20 protein-coding genes are annotated in these 21,029 nt (G+C 60.9%); 2 read left to right on the top strand and 18 right to left on the bottom strand.

The window, feature by feature from the left end; genetic code table 11:
- Positions 1 to 39 precede the first annotated feature (39 nt).
- The 3 genes from HAV18_RS09235 to HAV18_RS09245 form a co-directional block, all read right to left on the bottom strand.
- Entirely contained in the window at positions 40 to 942 is a 903-nt protein-coding gene (locus tag HAV18_RS09235; protein WP_243771586.1) for a hypothetical protein, read from the bottom strand.
- 525 nt (positions 943 to 1,467) lie between these two features.
- Complete coding sequence (locus tag HAV18_RS09240; protein WP_166954927.1) at positions 1,468 to 1,848, bottom strand: hypothetical protein; 381 nt, start codon at positions 1,846 to 1,848, stop codon at positions 1,468 to 1,470.
- A 536-nt stretch (positions 1,849 to 2,384) separates the two neighbouring features.
- A complete protein-coding gene (locus HAV18_RS09245) occupies positions 2,385 to 4,685 on the bottom strand; it encodes an NADP-dependent malic enzyme (protein ID WP_166954929.1) in 2,301 nt (766 codons plus the stop codon).
- Positions 4,686 to 4,821: 136 nt separating this feature from the next.
- Between HAV18_RS09245 and HAV18_RS09250 the strand changes: the two genes are divergently transcribed.
- Positions 4,822 to 5,793 carry a LysR substrate-binding domain-containing protein gene (locus tag HAV18_RS09250; protein WP_166954931.1) on the top strand — a complete coding sequence of 324 codons (972 nt, stop codon included), beginning with the start codon at positions 4,822 to 4,824 and terminating at the stop codon, positions 5,791 to 5,793.
- An 86-nt stretch (positions 5,794 to 5,879) separates the two neighbouring features.
- Here HAV18_RS09250 and HAV18_RS09255 read toward each other — a convergent pair whose 3' ends face one another.
- From HAV18_RS09255 to HAV18_RS09300, 10 genes are all read right to left on the bottom strand, one after another.
- Complete coding sequence (locus HAV18_RS09255; RefSeq protein WP_166954933.1) at positions 5,880 to 6,557, bottom strand: hypothetical protein; 678 nt, start codon at positions 6,555 to 6,557, stop codon at positions 5,880 to 5,882.
- 172 nt (positions 6,558 to 6,729) lie between these two features.
- Positions 6,730 to 7,197, bottom strand: a complete 468-nt coding sequence (locus HAV18_RS09260) for a hypothetical protein (protein ID WP_166954935.1) — start codon at positions 7,195 to 7,197, stop codon at positions 6,730 to 6,732.
- A gap of 67 nt (positions 7,198 to 7,264) precedes the next feature.
- Positions 7,265 to 7,657, bottom strand: coding sequence for a GNAT family N-acetyltransferase (locus HAV18_RS09265; RefSeq protein WP_243771587.1), 393 nt, complete (start codon positions 7,655 to 7,657; stop codon positions 7,265 to 7,267).
- 210 nt (positions 7,658 to 7,867) lie between these two features.
- Complete coding sequence (locus HAV18_RS09270) at positions 7,868 to 8,311, bottom strand: hypothetical protein (RefSeq protein WP_166954939.1); 444 nt, start codon at positions 8,309 to 8,311, stop codon at positions 7,868 to 7,870.
- A gap of 151 nt (positions 8,312 to 8,462) precedes the next feature.
- Entirely contained in the window at positions 8,463 to 9,041 is a 579-nt protein-coding gene (locus HAV18_RS09275) for a hypothetical protein (protein ID WP_166954941.1), read from the bottom strand.
- 111 nt (positions 9,042 to 9,152) lie between these two features.
- Positions 9,153 to 9,380: a hypothetical protein gene (locus HAV18_RS09280; RefSeq protein ID WP_166954943.1), complete on the bottom strand. Its 228-nt coding sequence runs from the start codon at positions 9,378 to 9,380 to the stop codon at positions 9,153 to 9,155.
- A gap of 127 nt (positions 9,381 to 9,507) precedes the next feature.
- Entirely contained in the window at positions 9,508 to 9,882 is a 375-nt protein-coding gene (locus HAV18_RS09285; RefSeq protein WP_166954945.1) for a VOC family protein, read from the bottom strand.
- Between the two features lie 291 nt (positions 9,883 to 10,173).
- On the bottom strand, positions 10,174 to 10,560 hold the full coding sequence (locus tag HAV18_RS09290) for a hypothetical protein (RefSeq protein WP_166954947.1): 387 nt from the start codon (positions 10,558 to 10,560) through the stop codon (positions 10,174 to 10,176).
- A 412-nt stretch (positions 10,561 to 10,972) separates the two neighbouring features.
- The gene (locus tag HAV18_RS09295) at positions 10,973 to 11,887 is read right to left on the bottom strand and encodes an alpha/beta hydrolase (protein WP_166954949.1); all 915 of its coding nucleotides are present in this window, start codon (positions 11,885 to 11,887) and stop codon (positions 10,973 to 10,975) included.
- A gap of 87 nt (positions 11,888 to 11,974) precedes the next feature.
- On the bottom strand, positions 11,975 to 13,060 hold the full coding sequence (locus HAV18_RS09300) for a helix-turn-helix domain-containing protein (protein ID WP_243771588.1): 1,086 nt from the start codon (positions 13,058 to 13,060) through the stop codon (positions 11,975 to 11,977).
- Positions 13,061 to 13,126: 66 nt separating this feature from the next.
- Here HAV18_RS09300 and HAV18_RS09305 point away from each other — a divergent pair, with 66 nt between their 5' ends.
- Positions 13,127 to 13,585 carry a GNAT family N-acetyltransferase gene (locus tag HAV18_RS09305; protein WP_166954951.1) on the top strand — a complete coding sequence of 153 codons (459 nt, stop codon included), beginning with the start codon at positions 13,127 to 13,129 and terminating at the stop codon, positions 13,583 to 13,585.
- Positions 13,586 to 14,311: 726 nt separating this feature from the next.
- Here the strand turns inward: HAV18_RS09305 and HAV18_RS09310 are convergent.
- The 5 genes from HAV18_RS09310 to HAV18_RS09330 form a co-directional block, all read right to left on the bottom strand.
- Complete coding sequence (locus HAV18_RS09310; RefSeq protein ID WP_166954953.1) at positions 14,312 to 14,563, bottom strand: PAAR domain-containing protein; 252 nt, start codon at positions 14,561 to 14,563, stop codon at positions 14,312 to 14,314.
- Positions 14,564 to 14,573: 10 nt separating this feature from the next.
- The gene (locus HAV18_RS09315; protein ID WP_166954955.1) at positions 14,574 to 14,975 is read right to left on the bottom strand and encodes a hypothetical protein; all 402 of its coding nucleotides are present in this window, start codon (positions 14,973 to 14,975) and stop codon (positions 14,574 to 14,576) included.
- A gap of 94 nt (positions 14,976 to 15,069) precedes the next feature.
- Positions 15,070 to 15,495 (bottom strand): hypothetical protein, encoded by a 426-nt coding sequence (locus tag HAV18_RS09320; RefSeq protein ID WP_166954957.1) that lies wholly within the window; start codon positions 15,493 to 15,495, stop codon positions 15,070 to 15,072.
- Positions 15,492 to 18,263 (bottom strand): glycoside hydrolase family 73 protein, encoded by a 2,772-nt coding sequence (locus HAV18_RS09325; protein ID WP_166954959.1) that lies wholly within the window; start codon positions 18,261 to 18,263, stop codon positions 15,492 to 15,494. The genes HAV18_RS09320 and HAV18_RS09325 overlap by 4 nt, the downstream gene beginning before the upstream one ends.
- A gap of 60 nt (positions 18,264 to 18,323) precedes the next feature.
- The gene (locus tag HAV18_RS09330; RefSeq protein ID WP_166954961.1) at positions 18,324 to 20,831 is read right to left on the bottom strand and encodes a type VI secretion system Vgr family protein; all 2,508 of its coding nucleotides are present in this window, start codon (positions 20,829 to 20,831) and stop codon (positions 18,324 to 18,326) included.
- Positions 20,832 to 21,029: the final 198 nt, after the last annotated feature.

The raw sequence follows: 21,029 nt of genomic DNA on the forward strand, positions 1-21,029 counted from the left end.
CCAGCGACGCTGACGCTTGTTCCTGGATGGCTCAATCGCTTAGTTGGGCGACTTGAGCGTGATGATCGTCTGACGCAACAGCTGGAAATACGGGCTCGTCGAATACGGGACCATTTGTTCGGCGTAGTACCACCAGAAGAACCCGCCGATGAAACGCGGATCGGTCATGCTGTTGACCATCGGGTAGTACGTCTTGATCAGGTTCTGCTGCACCGACGCCGGCGCGGACGTATCCGAGGTACCGATTTCGCCGAAGCCGACCTTCGCGTTCGGGAAGATGCTTTCCAGCGCCGCGAAATCGTTCTTCCACGTCGGATTCAGCCCCGGGCAATCCTGGTACGGGTAGTAGCTGAACAGCGCGTAGTCGGCCTGCTGGCGGACCGTCGACGACAGGAAGGTGGTCGGCCACGTCTTCCAGTAATCCACCGGCTTCTCCCAGCAGTTGTTGCCCTTGCTGTCGTCGTTGTAGTACAGCGTGATGGCCGTCTTGCCGCCGTTCGATTTCACGATCGTGTTGGCCGCGGCAACCATCTGGCCGATCTGCTGCTCTTCCGAGTTGACCACGGTGTTCGTGCCGCTCGGGTCGTTACGCAGCCATTCGCCGTTGATTTCGTTCGCGATCTCCCAGACGTCGACGGTGTTCTTCAACTGCGACACCAGTTCCTGCGTTCTTGCCTTGTACGTGGCGAGATCCGTCGGGAAATAGTAAGAATCGTAAACCTCGCCCATCACGTACGCGACGGCGTGCAGGCGCAGCAGAGGCGCGTAGTAGTCGGCGGCCGACGTACCCGGATCGAACACGACACGCACGGTGGGCTTGTACGGCAGGTTCTGCAGCGACGCGACGATGGCGTCCAGCTTGGTCAGGTCGTCGAGGGTCACGCCGTAGACGGGATTCTTCAGAGGTTCGACCTGGGCTTCGGCGGGCCGGGATAAAGGCATGAGCCCGGCATAAGCGACGCATGCGGCAATGGCCGTGCGCGAGAGATTTTTCGTCAGTCCTTTCAAAACGCTTTCCGTTAAAAAGTAAGAGGAAGCGCGATTTTAGACGAAAATAAAAGATAATTATCGGACGATACGCGAAGTATCGAGCCCCAAAACTTAGTTAGGATTGTTATCCAATACGAGTGCGCCGGGGCGTCGCGACGGTCAATTGTTACGAAATACTGATTAAATGCGCTGCACCATCGGAGCGGGAGGTTGGCGCCGGGACGCAGCGGGTGCGCCTCAGGGTAAAGCCGATGGCCGGGTGGCAGGCTGTGTGCAAACGATTGCGGACGTCCGCAGCGGGTGGCGGCCGCCTCGACTGACGAGCGCGGCACCGCGAAAGGAACCGCCAGCGACACCGGATACCGCCACGAATCCGGAAACAGCGGCCCGGCTCGTGCCCGGGAAGCACGCACGCCTCACCGCACTCCGCACGCATCTCGCACGGCGCGCCGACACAGGTTGAGACCGGACGTGGATTCAACCTCCGGATCGTTGCCAACGATGCATTAGCCAGAACACGAATCCCGCCACCGGCCCCAGGCATACGAACGCCAGGAACCCCAAAACGGCCGACAACCCGGCTTTGAAAAGATCGTCATCCCAGATGGAGGTGTAAATCAGATAGGTGGCAATCCACGTCAACAATCCGGTAATACCGCCACACAGACACGACGAAATCAGGGAAACGCGCCAGTATTTCACGACCAGCAGATATTGTGGAATCGCGAATAATGCCGTGCCGAAGCAGGCGATTGGAATGGAATATTTGAGCGACCAGGGATCGTCGGTGATATACGACCACAGCAGGCCGGGCACGAGGGCCGAGAGCGCAAAGGCAATAAATGGTATCTGACGCATCGGTGCAAGCAGCCGTTCGCTGCGGAAAGTCTGTTGGAGTCAGGCTGGTTCGGCGGGCGCCCCGGAACTTCACGTGGTCGCGTTTGCGGCCACCCCGGCCCGACACGCGACTCCCGCTCAAAGGCAGCAGGATGCCATACCGCTCGATCATGGAGCGTTCATCCGCATTGCATCGACTTCGGTCGGCCCTTCTGCGCGCATCTTCGATGCGTCAACGCGAACCGATGCGTTTCCGTCAATCCTCGACAGGTCGAGTCCAGACAAGTCAAGCCGTCCTTTTCGACTGCCTCGGGTAAAGCATGGCTTTGGCCTGCGGATTCAACCCGCCGATGCAACGAATTAACGAAATCGCCCAGATGGCGTATCGAAGTCTGGCGTCTTTCGCGGATGCTCAATCTCATTTGACCGCCCAGACGAATCCGAACACCGTTTCGACTCACACCATGAGCGTTACACCCCATTCGAATCAACAGCTGAAGAGGCGAATACCCCCGAACCACACCACGCCCGGTGAATTCGCCCCTTCCGGTTTCCGCTCAGGCAGACGTGTTCCGATTCGCCTCAATCACCGTCAACGCCGCCATATTCACGATCCGTCGCACCGTCGCACTGGACGTCAGAATATTCACCGGCGCGTTGACGCCCAACAGGAACGGCCCCACCGCCACATTGCTCCCTGCCTCCGTCTTGAGCAGGTTGTACGCGATATTCCCGGCATCCACGTTCGGGCACACGAGCAGGTTGGCGGCTCCCTTCAGCGGCGACATCGGCAGAAGCTTCGACCGCAAGCCCTCGTCGAGCGCACAGTCGCCATGCATCTCGCCGTCCGCCTCGATATCCGGCGCCTGCTCCCGGACAATCTCCAGCGCCCGGCGCATCTTCACCCCCGAAGCCGCACTTCCCGACCCGAAGTTCGACCGCGACAGCAACGCCGCCTTCGGCGTCAGGTTCAGCCATTCCATCTGACGCGCCGCGGCAATCGTGAATTCCGCGATCTGCTCCGCATCGGGATTGTCGTTAACGTGCGTATCCACCAACGCGACCGTCCGCTGATCGAGCAACAGGATGTTCATCGCCGCATACGTGGACGCACCCGGCTTCTTCCCGATCACCTCGTCGACGAACCGCAGGTGGTTGTGATACTCGCCAACCGTCCCGCAAATCATCCCGTCCGCATCGCCGAGCCGCACCATCATCGCGCCGATCAGCGTCAGGCGGCGCCGCATCTCGACCCGCGCCATTTCCTTCGAGATGCCGTCCCGGCAGCGCAGTTCCCAATACTTCGTCCAGTACTGCGGGAACCGCTCGTCATACTCGGGGTTCGTCACCTCGACATCCTGGCCGAGCCGGATCCGCAAGCCGAAGCGCTCGATGCGCGCCAGCAGCACCTCCGGGCGCCCGACCAGGATCGGACGCGCCAGTTTCTCGTCGACGATCACCTGCACCGCGCGGAGCACGCGCTCGTCCTCGCCTTCGGTAAAAACGATCCGTGCCTTGCCGCCGTCACGCACCAGCCGGCGCGCCGTCGCGAACAGCGGCTTCATGAATGCGCCGGAGTGGTAGACGAATTGCTGCAGTTGCTCGACATACGCGTCGAGATCCGTGAGCGGGCGCTTCGCCACGCCGCCGTCCATCGCCGCCTTGGCCACGGCCGGCGCGATCCGGACGATCAGGCGCGGGTCGAACGGCTTCGGAATCAGGTATTGCGCGCCGAATGCCACGTCGTACGCGCCATAGGCCGCCGCGACGACTTCGTTCTGCTCTTCCTCGGCCAGCCCCGCAATCGCGTGAACCGCGGCGATCTCCATTTCGCGGGTGATCGTCGTCGCGCCCACGTCCAGCGCGCCGCGGAAGATGTACGGGAAGCAGAGAACGTTGTTGACCTGGTTCGGGTAGTCCGAGCGGCCCGTCGCGATCACGACGTCGTCGCGCGTCGCGTGCGCCAGCTCCGGGAAGATTTCCGGCGTGGGATTGGCCAACGCGAGAATCAGCGGGCGCGGCGCCATCGCCTTCAGCATGTCGGCACTCAGGATGCCGCCGACCGACAGGCCCAGGAACACGTCCGCGCCGCCGATGACTTCGGCCAGCTTGCGCGCATCGGTTTCCTGCGCAAAGCGCGCCTTGGCCGGGTCCATCAGCGCGGTGCGCCCGCGATAGACGACACCTTCGATGTCGGTCACCCACACGTTTTCGACCGGCAGCCCGAGGTCGACCAGCAGGTCCAGGCAGGCCAGCGCGGCGGCCCCGGCCCCCGACGTCACGACCTTCACTTCCGAAATCGACTTCCCGACGACCTTCAGCCCGTTGATGAACGCGGCTGAAACGGTGATGGCGGTGCCGTGCTGGTCGTCATGGAAGACGGGAATCTTCATGCGTTCGCGCAGCTTCTGCTCGACCGTGAAACACTCGGGCGCCTTGATGTCCTCGAGGTTGATGCCGCCGAAGGTCGGCTCGAGGCCGGCAATGATGTCGACCAGCTTGTCCGGGTCGGTTTCGTTGATCTCGATGTCGAAGACGTCGATCCCCGCGAACTTCTTGAACAGCACGGCCTTGCCTTCCATGACCGGCTTGGACGCGAGCGGGCCGATGTTGCCCAGACCCAGCACGGCCGTGCCGTTCGTGATCACGCCCACCAGATTGCCGCGGCTCGTGAAACGGTGCGCCTGCAGCGGATCGGCGGCGATCGCCTCGCACACGCCCGCCACGCCCGGCGTGTAGGCCAGCGCGAGATCGCGCTGGGTCACGAGCGGCTTGCTGGCGACGACCGAGATCTTTCCCGGGGTCGGAAATTCGTGATAGTCGAACGCTGCCTGCTGCTGTGTCTCAGTCTGTTTCATGTTTTTCGATCCGGGCACGGGCGCCAGGCCAGTCCCGGCGCGATCCATGAAAGTGATTCTAGGGATCCGCCATAAGGTGATGATTCTGTTTTAATATCGGTCCATCACTTTTTCATGATGAATACGTGACCAGTCAATGACTTTTGACGCGAACGACGTGGTCAGGCGGCTAGGCGCCCGTCTGAAAATGCGGCACCTGGTGCTGTTGCTGCAGATCCAGCAGCACGGGTCGCTGACGCGCGTCGCGGAGCACATGGCCAGCAGCCAGCCGGCCGTGACGAATGCGCTGTCCGAGCTGGAGAGCATGTTCGGCACGCCGCTCTTCGAGCGCTCGTCGCGCGGCATGCGGCCCACCGCGCTCGGCGCGGTCGTGCTCGAGCGGGCGAAGGCGATGATCAAGGATCTCGACCACCTCGCCCGCGAAATGGAGGCCGTCGCCGCCGGGCATGCGGCCCACCTGCACATCGGCGTGATTCCGTTCATTTCCGGGCAGATGCTGTCGGCGGCGCTCAAGCGGCTGCAGGCGCGCATGGAACGGCGCCTGACCGTGACGATTCACGAAGGCACCAGCGATCAGCTCCTGCTGCAGCTCAAGGATCACAGCGTCGACATCGTGATCGGGCGGGCGTCGTCGGCGATCGACCTGGGCCAGGTCTCCTTCGAAGTGCTGTACCAGCAGCAGCCGCGCATGATCGCGAGCCGGCGTCTTGCCGCGAAACTGGCCCGCACCGCACTGGACTGGCAGAAGCTGCACGCGCTCGACTGGATTCTCGGCGCACCGCATACGCCGATGCGGGAACAGGTCACCGACCTGTTCCTGTCGGCCGGCATCCCGCCGCCCGTTCCGATCGTCGAAAGTTACTCGTCCAAGCTGATCGGCGAGATGATCGCGTCGAGCGACGAGGCCGTATCGATCGTGCCCGCCGATATCGCGGAAGAACTGGTGCGGATCGCCGGCGTGGCGATCGTGCCTTACTCGCTGGTCTGGACGCTCCCGCCCATCGCGCTGTTTACCCGCGCCGCCGATTCGCGCTCGCCCGCGCGGGATCTTCTCGTCGACGCGTTGCGCGAGGTATGCCGGGAGACTTACGGGGACGCGCAGCGATAAGGCTGCGGGAGGCGACCTGAACGGCCGCTCGCCCCCGCCGGCAACCGACGGGCGTTTCGACCGGAGTTCGGCGCACGCGCCCCGGGCTACTTGCTGGCGGCGAGGCGACGCAGAATGTCCGCACGCTCGGCGCTCAGCACATGATCCGAGCCCTCGCCGCGGTCATAGCGCTTTGCGGTGCGGTAGGAAAACCGCTTCCGGTACTGCCCGATGGCGGGATCGAACGCCCACGCGTCGACAATGAAAAAGTGCCTGGCGAAATGATCCTCGTCGTCGGCCCACACGAAGTCCGCCCGAACGAACACCGGATAGGGCGACACGTCCGGCACCTTCCACATCGCGCGATCGGCGGACTCCGTTTGAGTGACTTCCGGCATCAGGTTCTCGATCTTGCCGTTCGCGCCGTAACGCAATATCGCCACGCGCTCCAGCATCCCGCTGCCGCCACCCGAAAACATCCCCGAGAAGAAAACCCACGAGCCGCCCGACGCAATCGGCAACCGTTCGGAGCGCGGCATCAGTCCGAACTGGTAAAGCTCCTTCGACGAATTGGGAAGCGGCACGGGCGGCATCTCGAAGCACGGCGCACGGTCGGGGAGCACACAGAGTTTCACGCCGGACAGCGGGAGCCCGTCTGAATCCTGCCGGCCCTCAGCCTGGGTGAAACGCGGGAATGCCGGTTCGCCGGATGCGGCCTGGGCACCCGCGATGCCGACGACGGAAATGCTCAAGATCACTCCGAGCGACTTGAAGACCTTGCGCATGCACCTGCCCCCTTCTCTCGTGTATTTGATAGGCGCGGATTGTCGATGATCCGGCCGCTTCTGTCGAATGAACGGGCGCGGTTTAGGGGCGTCGGAACAATCTTCCAGGTCTTCGCGCGATCCGCGTCGCGAATGTCGGTTGCGGAGCTTTCGACGATGGACATCGCCGGCTTCATTCCGTGCGCCGCTTGCGGAGAACCACCTCCAGCATCTCGGCCGGAGAAAGCTCCCGCCCGTCGTATCCGGTGCCGAAGTAGGCTTCGGGCCAGAAGATGAGGTCCGAAATGCGGGCATCGCCGGTGTTGACCGACAGACATCGAACCCAGTAATCCATAAGCGCCTGGTCGCCGCGACACGCACATACGGCGTCAAGCAATTCCAGAAGCTCGGGCTCCGACAGATCGGTCGGGAGGGTACGCCAGTCTATTGCCAGTTGCTTCGCGAATCCGTCGGCACTCGTCGAGCCAAACGCGCCGAGCACGTCGATCTGATCGACGTCGTCACCCAGCAATCGGGCAATCTGCTGCAACTCCGCTGCGTATTCGCGTCCGTTCTCGTGCAGTTGAAACACGGCGCGCGTCAGCGGCAGCAGGTGTCGAAGCTTGTCGTGGTCGACGGGGTCGCGCAGTTCGGCTCGCATGCGTGTTCTTGAAGGTCAACGGTTGGTTAAGGCGTCCGGGTGAAATTGCAGGGATTCCGATTGAAAGCTAGCCAGCCGGTTTCTCGTACAGCGACCAGACAATCCCGTCCGATTTCAACCCGACGCGAACAAAGCCAAGCGACTCGTAGTAAGCGCAGAGCGTCTCGTTTTCAACGGCGCAATCGAGCCGAACAAAACGCCGGTTCAGGCTGCTCACCTTGCGAGCGCACCAGTCGAGCATGAAGCCGCCGAGCCCGAGCCCGTTGAAGCCTTGCCGCACGCAAAGCCCGTGCACGTAACCGGCGATCGGCGCCTGCGGCCCCCAGTGCTTGTCCTCGTCGAAGCCGAGCGAGAACGTTCCGGCCAACGTGCCGTCCAGCTCGACGACATACACGTCCTTTTCAGAGACGTTGCTCCGTACCCACCGCTCGGAAAATCCGTCGCCTTCCTTGCCCCACATGTGGTCGCCGTACGTAAGCTTCTTCGCGTGTGCGTCATTCCGGATCTGCGTCAGCGCCGGTACGTCGTCTGCCGTTGCCCTGCGGATGCTTTTCGAGGTCATCGCCCGTTTCTCCGTGGAGTCTTCACGTCACGGCTCGAAAGCCGCCATCCCGCCAAGTCGCATGTTCGACAACAGGCACTCGCTCAGTAAGCCGATGGCGCGGCGCGCTTATGAAGCGACAGCCTGGAACCAGCGCGTACACGGGCCCGTGAAAATGAGCACGGTTGCGATCGCATTGGCGAAAAAGCCCACTTCGATCAGGCTCAGCCTGAAAGGGAGCCCCGCCACGATAAGGGCCATCGTCGTGACGATCGTGAGCGCCAGTTCCAGCGTCCGCGCCAGCTTTTGTCGCTGGCAGAGGCCCACGATCAGGCTGGCGTTCAGCAAAAGCCAGAAAGCCTGGACTATCCCGACGAACGCAGCACCTTGACGCATGAGCACTGCTTTCGCCGCGGGTACTTCGCCAGCCTGGTCGAAACCCAGCATCGTGAGCCAGACGGCGAATCCGGCCTCGATGAGCCAGACAATCGTGAAGAGCGCGATAGCGTGACGGATCTGCAGCGGTGCGTCGGCGCGAAACGCCGGCATGGCCTTCAATTTGCTGATTGGCATCGTCTCTTTCAGGAAGCCAGCGGCCCCCGCCCCGGAATGTGTTCGTATCGTATTCGCCGCTGGTCGATTTCACGCCGCAGCGAGTGTCGGCCGAGTGTAGTCCATCCGCAATCGCCACAGGTACGGTCACGGCCCCACCGTCAGCCGCCGGTCACGGCTTCCTGCAAAAGATTCGAGCGTCGTCCGGGTCGATCTTGACGGGATATTCACGCTCGATCAGCGCTCTTTCCGCAGCGCTCGGATTCCCGAGCCACTTCGGCTCGCAGCGGTTCAGCAGCAGCCCGGCCGTGCGGTGCGACTGCTCATCGTAAAGCAGGGCGACGTTCGTCACGTTGCACTGGTGTGCCTGGCAAAGGTGATAAAGCCATTCGCGAGACTCACCGATTTGCCACAGTGCCCCTTCCGTCGCGGGGCCGCTCAGCAAGCGCTTTCGAAGCGTTTTCGAATCCTGGCCGGCCAGATTCAGGAAATTGTCGAACGCGGACGATACCGTCCGGCCGATCGCCGTGCCGGATTGATTTCCGTCCGGGTCGACAAGATTGAAGATCTCCGTTTTATATCCGGAGCTTGCCGGCGTGATGTTCTTCGGCACCGGCTCTTCACCGTGGGCCTGGCAGTTGTATGCCAAGGGGATCAATAAAACCGCCCGCAAAAGTACGGCCCGTACCCGCAAGGAGAACATGCCCGCACCGCTGTCAGCGTGCATTCCTGCACCGCGATTGCTCGTCATTCTTCTACGCTGCCTTTCCGCTACTGGTTGACCAACCCGGCGCCTGCTTCTGATCGCTCGCTGTCCGACGTATCTGCACACCCAAGCCGAAAACGCCTCGCACGCTGTGCGTTAGTGCAAAGCACTCACACCCTGCCGGAGAGACTTATAGATCCCCGCGCCGGCATCAACGATGAACAGGAGTGCAATGACGACGCACGCAACGCGCCCGATACCACGCAGACGAGTCACGCCGACATATAACGCGACAGCGCCAATGCAAAGCGTCACGGGCCAGTAGATGGCCCCCAGGATAATCGCGATGACGGGAAAAGGTATGTCAATGGCGATGTCACTCATCGCAGAAAGCTCCGTAGCTCGTGTGAAGCATGCGTTCGCTCATCGATTCGAAGGCATCGGTCGACCGCCGTCCATCAACGCGTGACCTCGCAGGCAGCATCGCCGCCCCATTCTGGTCGACAGGGAATCACCCCTGCGCCTGATGACACACCACCTCGATATTGTGCCCATCCGGCCCGATGACAAACGCCGCGTAGTAATTCGCGTGATAGTGCGGCCGCAGCCCCGGCGCGCCATTGTCCTTCCCGCCTGCCGCCAGCGCCGCGCGATGGAACGCATCGACTTGCTGGCAGTTGTCGGCCACGAACGCGATGTGAAGATGCGCCGGTTTCTCCGTCGTCTGGAACAGGCACAACGAAGGCTTGCCCGGCGGAGACATCTCGATGCCGTACGAAGGCTCGCCCTCCCCCACCACCACTACGCCAAGCGGTTCGAGCGCGTTGAGGAAAAACGTCTTGCTGGCGGCATAGTCGCTCACGCCGAATTTGACATGGTCAAACATGACTCCCCCTCGGATGGATGGGCCGGCCGGCACCCGGATCTGATGTGCAAATCACCGCGATGTTGCCACATGCGGCCGTCGACGGCACACCTGCCCGCTCTCGAACAAAAAAAGCCCGACACAGTCGGGCCAACGAGCGAGATACAAGGAGAATCCCGCTCACCCCTCATCGAGCGGTCACACCGTGCTGCCTGACGTCATCATGATCCGGGCGATAGCCGACGATCGCGCACGACGTTGCGACCGATCGTCGATCGCCAGGCTTGCCTGGAAGGGTTCGTAAAGAGATCGCTATTGCGAAACGGGGGCGCCGGACGACGCATCCGTCGGCATGGTCGGGAGCGGAACGGCCGCGCTGTTCGACCCGCCGCCGGTTGCGCCCGCCGAATTCGTGGTGCCCGCCTGCCCGCGGCGGCCGCGGTGCGCGCCATGCGCGACCGGGGGCGCGCTCGCGGCAACCGGCCGTATCGGCGGATGCGCGATGTACTGGAAGTTCTCGTTGATCGCGCTATTGCCCGTATCGTACGACCGGTGCACGAACACGCTGCTCGTCACGGGCTCGCTGGCTTGCGCGAATGCCGCCGGCATGGCGGACACCATCGCGGCTGCCGTCGCCGCGCTCAACGCGGCGATCCGCACGAGCGAACCGGCATCGCGGACTGTCGGACGGTCTGTCACGCTATGTTTCCTCCAATGTGCATCCGGTCGGCGATCGTTCGGCCGCCGGTGGCGCCCGCCCGAAAAAGTTGGCCCGCACCTGAGCGCGGGCCAAGCCGAGAACACACAACACCTTGGGGGGGTATCAAGGCGGAACCAGTCTAGCCCGAGTCGCCGCAAAGAACATTTCAGGCCAAATTACAGCTATTACTCCATATAACGAAGCGTCGGCCGCTGTCGTGTGCGGGCAAGTGGTGACACATCGTCCGCGAGCCCGTGCAGCGCGTTCACTGGCGTTGCTTCGGGCGGGTGGATGAAAGCAGTCGCGCCTCCGCCTGCCGCTTTCCCCGCAAACGCAGTCGCCGTCGAAGCCGGCGGTGTCGCCATTAACGCAAGCCGTAGACACCGCGTGCCCGCGCTGCAACAAGTCAGGTCAACGCGCGCCGGACAGATGCAGCGTGAACCACGCCACCGCCGCCTGGCTGGTTTCGTCGAAATGCTCGATATACGGCGTGAAATGTCCGCCCTTGATCTGGAGCAAGCGCTTCGGTTCCAGCGCGTTTTCCCACGCCTTCAGGCACAGGTCGGTTGGCGTCAACAGGTCCTGGTCGGCCACGATCATCAGCAACGGGGTTGGCGAGATGCGATCCACATACTGGCCCGGCTCGTTCTCGCGCGACATCTCGGCACTGCGCAACGTCACTTCGTTTTTCCAGTTCGGCGCACACCGCGCCGCCGACTCGGTGAAGAACCGGTATGCATCCGCGCCGGCCATCGCGCAGGCTGTCGCGGGGTCGGCACTGACTGCCGGCAACATCGCCGGCAGGCCGCCCGCGAATCGCTGCCTGCGATCTTCATCGAAGCGGGCCAGCATCGCGGGCATCAGATCGGCACGCGTGCGGCGCAATGCCGACTGATACCCGCTGATCGTCGGCACCTGCGACACCACGCATTTGACACGCCGGTCGATGGCCGCGACTTCGAGCACGTGGCCGCCGCTGTAACTGGTGCCCCAGATGCCGATGCGTGCGGCGTCGACGTCCGGGCGTGTGAGCAGATAGCTGATCGCATCGCGATAGCCGCGCTTCTGTTGCACGGGGTCGATCTCCTGACGCGGGTACCCGTCGCTCGCGCCGAAATTCCGGTGATCGTAGAGCAGCACGCCAAAACCGCCGGCGGCGAACACCTCGGCGTAGCGGTCCAGATATTGTTCCTTCACACCGGAGAAGCCGTGTGCCATCACGATGGCCGGATACGCTTCCGTACCGGCGATGCGCTGCGCCGGCTCGTAGTACCAGCCTCGCAGCGTGGCGGATTCGGAGAGGAATTCGATGTCGTGTCGCGTCATGTCGGCTTGCCTCGTTCGGTCAGTGGATTCGATGACCGACACGATAAGCGCGCGCGCCGCGCTCCGCGTTTGCGGGAAAGACGTTCGCTACGCGGAATCGGACAGTTTCGCGTACGCGCTGGGCGTCATGCCGGCAAACCGGCGAAACACGGTCGAGAAGGCGCTCGTGGTTTCGTAGCCGAGGTCGGCCGCGACGGCGATCACTGAGCGCCCCGATGCCAGCAGCGGGCGCGCGGCCGAGATCCTCGCCTGTTGGCGCCACTGGCTGAACGACAGCCCGGTTTCGGCAGTGAACAGCCGGGCCAGTGTCCGGCTCGACGCACCGACTTCATCGGCCCATTCCGTCAGCGTTCGCTGATCGGCCGGATTCGCCAGCATCGCGTCGCAGACTCGCGCAAGACGCCGGTCCTGGCCAGACGGCAGCCGCAAGGGTTGCTCGGGGGACCACTCGATTTCGGCCAGCATCAGCTGGATGACGAGAGCGTCGCGTCCGTCGGGATCGATCTCGACCGGGAAAGACGACGCGCGCACGATCAACTCACGCAGCAGCGGCGAAACGTTGACCAGGCTCGGTTGATCCGGGTAGGCGGATCGGTATGCTCGCGGGTCGACGTAGGCGGCGCGCATTTCGAGTTGCCCGTGTGCGCGCATCGCGTGCGGCAGGTCGGGCGGAATCCAGAGTGCGCGATGAGGCGGGATCATCCAGAGCGACTGGCAGGCGATGACTTCGGCAATGCCCGTCGTGGTGTAGACGAGTTGTGCACGCGTGTGCCGATGCTCCTCGACGACGAAGCCGTCGGGAAATGCTTTCGGCATGACGGCCGCGATACCGGGTGCATTCTGGTAGTCGCGCGGGTCGGTGCTCTTGGTGACGGGTGCGATACCGGCACGCTTCGGATCTGCCGCCGCGTCGTGTCCGATTGCTTTGCCGCGGCCGCGCCCTTCGACCTTCATTGCTCGTCCTTTCATGGGTGCGGAATCGTCAGGTCGTGCGATCCCGGTGAATCGGACAGATGATACGGGAATGTCGGAGCCCCGGAAGCCCGGAATCCTGGAATCCTGAAACGAAGCAGCGAATCGGTAACCCGGTCTCAACGCCCATTCGCTGTACCGCAAACTCGATACGGAGCGCTGAACTTCCGATCTCTCCGGTTTCAGCAGCGTGCCGTGCAACCTTGGAAGTTCGATTCCGTGCTGCTATCGTTGTGCACTCTTTGATGATTTCGGAGCGGCGGATACATGCCTTTAGTCTTGCGTCGAGCGATTGCGGCCGATGCCGCTGAGGTGGCTGATGTCTATCTACGGTCGCGCAACGCGCTGGCATCCTACGCGCCGCTCGCACACTCCGAAGCCGCCGTCCGCGATTGGGTTGCCAACATACTTGTCCCTTCCGGCAACGTGACCGTTGCCGTGAACGATGACCGCATAATTGGCATGGCCGCACACGTTGTCACTGACGGTGTGGCATGGCTCGACCAGTTGTATGTGTGCCCCGAATTCAAACGGCAAGGGATTGGTTCTTCCCTTTTGGAATCGGTGAAGTCGCAGACGGTTGGCAAGCTCCAGCTCTATACGTTCCAGATGAATCGCGATGCTGCCGCGTTTTATGAGCGGCATGGGTTCGTTGCCATCGCATACAACGACGGAAGCAGGAACGAGGAAGGGTGTCCCGATGTTTTGTATTGCTTGATGCGGTAGCTTCCGTCCGCATGACTCGCATCATCTGTCCGGCATCGGCGATGATTGAGGGATTGCTCGGAGTTGGAAACGACGGGGCGAATTGGCCATGCGCGGCGTAGTGGCGTCGGAACCTCGCTCGATTGACGCGACAGACGCGACGACCGGCCGGATCTTGCTTACACACATGACCGTGATTTATATAATCGTGAAACCTTCGCGTAGCCGATGTACAAGCTCGGCAGCGTGCTCGCACACCTGACCCGCCCCCCGGGGGGGCGAGCATGACCACGGCGCCGATGCTCGAGCAGCGCGACACGATGGTTGCGTTGGGGTGGACAGTGGTCAGCGATTACGGTTATTCGCACCGCAGCGGCTGGACGATTGGTATCTGTCGCGTGCGAAATAAATGGACCGTCGAGCTGTGGGATGGAACGTCTCTCCATGCCGTCGTCGACTCGCCGGCTGCGGCCGTCAGGCTACATCGCGAGTGGGTGACGGAGTCCGACCCAAGTGCCCCTCCTGATCTCGAAAGACAGCACGAGCCATCGAGCTATCGAGCTGACCAGGCACGGCGATCGGTAGATTCAGCTCGGCCCACGCCGCAGCCGCTGTCCTAAGTAAGATCGTACCGGCGTCGCAACGCCCTGCCACCTGACCCGAGCTGGCCACGCGGCGGTCGCATCATGGCGGTCGTATCCAGTGCGCACTCGTCGTGCACGGGATCGCCCCGAGGACGCCACACTTTCAGATCAGGCTCGAGATGAGATGACACCCACATGTCGCCCGATGCCCGTGCCGGGCAATCGGGATACCGCCATCCGTCATCGAAGAATCGCCTTCCTCGATAACGTTAGGTGACACGTCGGGGTGCTGCGGGCAAGACACGCGATCACCCTTGCGGGAGACGTAGCGGCCGTCAAAACGCATGGTCGTGGAGCCCGTTTCGACTTTGCCGCCGTGGTCTGTAGCATCTCCAATGCGAACAAGATTTATCATCGCCTTGATTTCAACTTCCCTGATTGATGCAGTTCTTGACGAAGTCCGAATATCTTTTCTTATTCAAATGCAGTTCTTGCGGATGGCCTTCATCTCTAGACACATCAAATGCCTTCATCTTGCCTATATCCAAATTGACCCATCCGATCGCAACTTTCCCGTTAGCATTGTCTGGACTATCTGCGGGAACCGAGATTTGCACGCCGTATAAAGTTGTGGAGGGATTGCCGTTGTCATCCGACATTTCCTGAAGTTCAACCTGCATCTTGCTTTTAGGCATAGGGGAACTTGCGAGAGCCGGCACAACAAGATTTCGCAACTCTCGTTGGCAATTATATGGCGCGGCCAGGCTGACATGCGAAAAATACATAAGGCACGCGGCAAATATAAACGAAATGCTTTTTTCTTTCACATTACATTTTCACGCAATTAAAATCGCAGGAGTGGCGAGTCCTCATCAACTTTACCGCCGTGGCCAGCGCCGCCATTCGCACAGATAAGATTCGTCATTCGGCGCCTTTCGGCTTAATAATTGGCTGAGGCGGAGCTATTCCGACACCATTCGACTTTAGTCGACTTTTCCTCACCCATCCTATCGTTGGCCCGCCTTCCTTCGCGCCCAAATATATTACCCGAGTGAATCCATTGTAGTTGGAATATGCATCAACCTGCTCGCTTGGCAAAATAAAGACCCCTTGCATTTTGCATGAAAAATCCGGAGCAGAATAAAATTGAAGTCGCCCTCGTCCGACTACCGTTCTACCAGCCTTATCACCCATTATAAAATCACCCTCCTGGGAGGCACTGGCGTTCAATTTTTCGCAGTCAACGGCCGAAAGCGCAAGAGGACAATGCCCAATGAGAAAAAATATTGCCGCACCGATCAAGGCCAATCTCTTGACAACTCCATTAACATTCATATCAATCTTCACTTTAGATCGTATTGAGTTAGGTTGTATGGCTCGATCATTTTACCGATGAGCTTCTTACTGTAAATCGGATCTGTCGCATAGTGACCGTCAAGACCTCTCGCGAATCCATAGGGGTCAGGGAGATGGGATCGAGCCTCTGCATACGGTTTACGAGTAGCGAGTAGCTCAGCGTGGAAATCGAATGCCTCATTCCAAGTTGGGAATTTTTTAAATGGCTGCGGTATTCTAATTTCCTTCCCGTTGACAAACTCCGACGTCATCGCATTGACGAAATTTCCCGTGTCGAGGTCATGCTTATTCGCTTTAATTCCAAATGGATTGTTACTTCCGTGTGGCATTCGTTTACCAAAACCGCTTTCAAGCGCCCATTGGGCAAGCGAAATAGATGCCGGGATTCCCCATTTGGATTGACTTGCTTGAGCCGCTTCGATGACCTCCGCGGGGAAGGCCGTTGTCCCGATCGCAGAAGGGCGCCGTGTCATAAAATTCCCGATGATCCCGACCGGATGAAAATGCCACGGATTGGGCTCCTTGGGAAACCCCTCCACGCTGGCGACTTGCTCCCACCACTGCAATTTACCGATCCGCTCGAGCTCCGCCTTCCACAACCACAGCAACTTCTTCATCAGCGGGGACAGCGCTTCCCACTTACCCAAGCCACCGCCCCATTCACTTTCACACCGCACCACAATGTGGGATAGGGCTTCCGCCGTCCACTGCGTTTCCTGCGCATGTTTCAACTCCTGCGCAGTGACCTTCCCATCTTGATTCGCATCGATCGCCTTCTCAAGCTTCGCGATCAGCGAACTCGCATTGACCTTCGTTGCACTTGTCTCGAACTCGGTCTTGTTTTCATCCGCCAGAAGCTGCTCGGTGACGTAGATATAACGCTTGAGCATGTCGATCGGCAAGATGCTGGTGTTGTCAGCCAGTTCGAAGCCAGGCCAATCCCAAGGGCCACACATTCGCACGAGGGGAGGATTTTGCTCGCAAACCCAGCCCGCCCGCTTGCTGCCGTCCTTAGCGCCGAGTTCGACGTAGTACCAAAACCGCCCCTTGTCGTCCTTTGCGACTTTGTCGGCACCGCTTTTCTCAAGGTCGGCTCGCCGGAAGACGTTGCGGAAGTCCGAGCCCGGCCCTCGCGCATTCGAGAAGCTCAAGGGGAAGTCCTTCCACGCCGGAATGATCCCGGTTGTCGTGGTGCCAGCGAGGCTACCGTCGACCCAGACGGGTGTGCCCGAATTGGTCAGAGTCGGCTTGGCATGGTGCCCCGCATTCGCGGGTGTCGTGACCGTTTTCGGTTGCACCTTGATCCACTTGGCCTTGGCGCTGCTGTCGAGGGGGACGAGCTTCAGGCCAGGTTGCAATTTCTGCTCCGGTTCCGGCAGGTCGGTGACCAACAACGCACCTGGCGAGATTTCCAGAAACGCGTTCTCCGGGGCGCGCTCCTTGGCCCGTGCCCGACTCTTCTTGATGAACGCCTCGAGTTCGGGGCCAGCGAATACTTCAAGATGAAGTTGCGACCGAGTCGGTTTCGCCGGCAGTAGTTTCGCGTCGGGGTAACGCAGATAATGCCCGAGATGACCAACCACATCCCCGGCATTGACTCTATGAGGCGTCTTCAGCACGACGACCGCATCCAGTGGCTTGGGGTCGGCAATTAGGTCCAACTCATTCTCGGCCACATAGCCATATGGCGCGTGCGGCGACACTGGCTCGCCGACGACTGTCGCGCCAGGCGTGCCGGATTTGATCACCAGGATCTTCGCCCAACCCGGTTTAGCTTTGGCCTTCTCGTCCGTGTTCGAGATCGTGAGCTCAGCTCCGGTCGGCAAGATACCGATGACCTTTCCGTTCGGCAGGTCGTAGATGCTGACGCCCGTGATCGGCGGCGGAAGGGGCTTGGTGTCTTTGGGCGCTTCGTCTTCCGGTGGGAGTTTGAAGTCGTTCTTGATGAAGTCGCCGAGCACATCGCGCGAAGGCAATGGCACTTTCGGATGTGGAACACTCTGCTTCCCTTTCGCCTTGTCACCGACCCGATAGTAGCGGTCCCCTTCCCAATACGACATCGGCTCTATGTTCGGCTTGGAGTGGTCGACCTTGCTTGCCTTCGCTTGCTTCGCCGCGGCTTCGTAGCCGTCGTGGTCCATCGTGTGCATGTACAGGCTAAAGAACGTCAACGTCTCGTCTGGAGCCGGTTTGCTTGAAGCCGGCGCCGGCGCCGGAGCCGGTGCTGTTCCTGGTGGCGTCGTTGGTGCGGATCCGGCTGCCGCTGCCGCCTTGGATGGCGATGCCGGATGCGCTGGAGCACTTTTTGCCGAGTCCGGCTTTGCGGGCGCGGGTGGGGGGGGCGGGGGTGGAAGTTGCAGCCGATGGCGAATCAGTACGAAGCCGGTCGAATACAGCGCATGTCGACCGTCCTGGTACTCTTGTTCAGGATACTTGCTGTCGAGCCGGTACGCGACCACTTCACCATCAGCGATTGCGCGGACGCCGTCGTCTTGCTTCAGTGGCACACCCGTATTCTGGTCGAAATGGATGCCACCGTGCCACATGCCGTTTGCGCCAAGCGGATAGTAGCCATCTTCGGCAGTCGCCAGCGCCTTCATGTAGGTCATCGGATCATCTGGGTCTTCCTTGCCCGCCGGCGTGAATGGAAATGCCCATTTCAGCGGTGTGAAGGGCTTCGGCGCAGCTGGGCTAGGCGCGGCAGGTGTACTCGCCGGCTTGGCCGGCGTGGCGGATTTCGGCGAATGACTTTTGTCCATGTCTCTCGAGATCTCTCAGTTCTCTCGTTTTGCGGAAGCGCGCTGTTCACAGGTCAAACGTCAGCCGGAGAAGAGCGAGCCGCGACCGCCGTCAGTCGATACCGGCGTCGCTTGCAAGGGATCGCGAATCGTCCCGCTTCCACCGCCGGACTTATCCCAACTTCCGCATTTTTCTAAAATCTGCCCGGTCGTCACGTTCTCGATCAAACCGCCCTTGATGCTGATGTACGAGCCACCGGCACCGATCCAGACTTCCTTCGCTGCCGTCAGAATCAACCGGCCGTCAGCGCTCTCGATCTTCACATCCTGCAGGGCCACCAGCGAGGCAGTGCTGCTTTGGGCCTGGATGTCCACAGGTCCCTTCGCTGCAAAAATCTTGATGCCGAGGTTCTGGGCGAACACACTGATCTTGTCGAGCACACTTACCAACAACGACTTGCCGGCAGCGAGGTTAACGTTTTTGCCGGCAACAACGTTCGCGTGCTGGTTCGCCGTGACATGCACTGATTGCTGCGTCGACGCAGCAATGCCTTCGGGGCTCGACAGCAACATCACGGGCTTCGAGAAACCGTTCGCGCTCCCGGTGCCGCCGCCGGCCGTGCGGCCGCCGCTGGTCGAGCCTGCGACCGCGCGCTGCGTCGCATCGGTGAACGATTTCAGTGCGGCCTGGCCGTCTTGCAGGCTCTCGGCACGATTCGTTTCGCTGGCCTTCGACACGGTTTCGAACACTGCCTCCGCGCCCGCAAGTGGCTCGGTTGCCGCCGTCACGTTCAGCGGCTGAGCGGTGGCCGGCTGTGTCGACACATACAGCCCCTGTTCAGCCCGCACCGCACCGTGCGCGCCCGACTTCAGGTCGAAGCCGTTGCCGAGGAATGCGCCTCGCGTGTTGTCGGATTGCTCGATCAGGTAGCCCAGATGTAGGTGGGAGCTGTAACTCGACGAGTAAAGGTGAACCCGGTTCTGGCCGCTCGAGTCATCCATAACGAGCTGGTTGAAACCATCGCCACCGTATTCACGAGACCGAAAGCCCGACAGCAGGCCGTGCGTATGCCATACAGGCATCGTCGCACCACCGTGCAGCCTCGATATGATCACCGGCCGGTCGCAATCGCCGTTCACGAACCCCAGGAGCACCTGATCGTCTTTGCGCAACGGGAAGTAGCCGCCGCGCTTCGCGCCAGCGTCCGGCATCGCCGCGCGAATCCACGTCGTCGACTTCGTATTGCGATCGTTCCGGCTGTTCGACGTGCGGACTCGCACGCGGTTGCCATCGTCCGTGAGGATCTCCTCTTCACTGTCCGTCACTACGATCGCCGTCTGCAGGTGCATTTCAGGCTTCTCGTGCTCGAATGGGCTGCGGAACGGTGTCTTGCGGCGTTGCGCCTCGATCTCGACATGGAAGAATCCGACGCCGCCATCACGATGGCTCACGGTCGCACCGGTCCTGCCCGCTTGGACCTGCTCGATTTCGCTACGCAGGCTGCGCGGAAACCATGTGAGCGTGTCCATGCCCGGCAGGTTGTTCTGAATCAGCCAGTCGCTTGCGATGATCGAAAGTTCGCGCTCGTCCTCCGGCAGCGTGTCGAGGACGGGATGCCCCGACACCTTGAACCAGTGGCCGGGAAGCGCGTAACGTGGGCTGCCGATTGCGAAATAGCGCTTCGACCGAGATGCCCATTCCTCGGTGCGAATCCGGGCCTGCTGTTCGCCGACGTCGGATCCAGCCCAGGTCTGCGACCCGGTATAGAGATAGTCCTCACCTTGACCAGGCAAGTCCTCCAGATCCGCGGCTGGCGTGCTGACCTGTTGGTCGAGATTAGGGCGCTTATAGTCGACCGTGCCGATCGTGAGCGTGTCGCTTTGCGCGTCTTGCTGCTCGCTCAACTGGGTGAGCCCATCGAAATCTTCATCCGTGCCGGCATGACTGAACTTCATCTCGGCATTCGGCAGCGACGGCCCGAAATAGAGGTCGTCCATCATGACAACCTTGTGAGACTTCCCGTCTTTCGCGAAGTCGAAGCGCATGAACACGCCGACTTCCTCGAGACTCCGGTGCACGAAGTTCCAGTCGGTTTCCCACTGCACGCGATGCGAATACGAGCGGATCGTGCCGCGCAACTCGAGCTCGTAATTGCCAGATGCCTGCGGATGCTTGTTCAACACGTCGGTCAGGATCTGCCAGCCACCGGCCTCCTGCCAGTCGCGGCGATCACTGCTGAGCTTCAAGAAGCTCAACCAAGAAGAGAATTGGAGCTGAATATAGGAGATGGAGCCGTCGTATCCCAGCCGACGGGCCCGCTGCACGTAACCATGAATCGGCAGGTATCCGCCGTCCGTCTGCTGAATCCAGAGCGTGACGGGTTTCAGGATCAGCGCGTTGAGCTTGATCTTGTCGCCCATGACCGACGAGGCATCGACAACGACTTCAAAATTGCGGCCAAGTCGGGCGCTGATCTTGACGTACAACGGCACAAGCCAGTCTTCACCGAGTGGCGTGTCGAGCTTGATGATGCGATCGAACTGCGCGTGCCCTCCGTGTAGCGCCTTCAGCAAAACTTCCCCACTCATGCGGATACCCCGTCTGATGGTAAACAAACGCAGCGTTTATTGCCCTCTCAGAGCCGCATTTGAATTTGTAAGATTCGTTGTCGTCGCGATTGATTATTCTTTCATTAACCATACAACTCGGGCGCTAATTAGAAACACCGCGCACGTGTCTTTTATCAATCGCTTCGACTAGAAAGTCATTTTGCGCTCGTATGGTAA

Origin of the sequence: Burkholderia sp. D-99 (assembly GCF_011605345.1) — a bacterium.
Classification (GTDB): Bacteria; Pseudomonadota; Gammaproteobacteria; order Burkholderiales; family Burkholderiaceae; genus Burkholderia.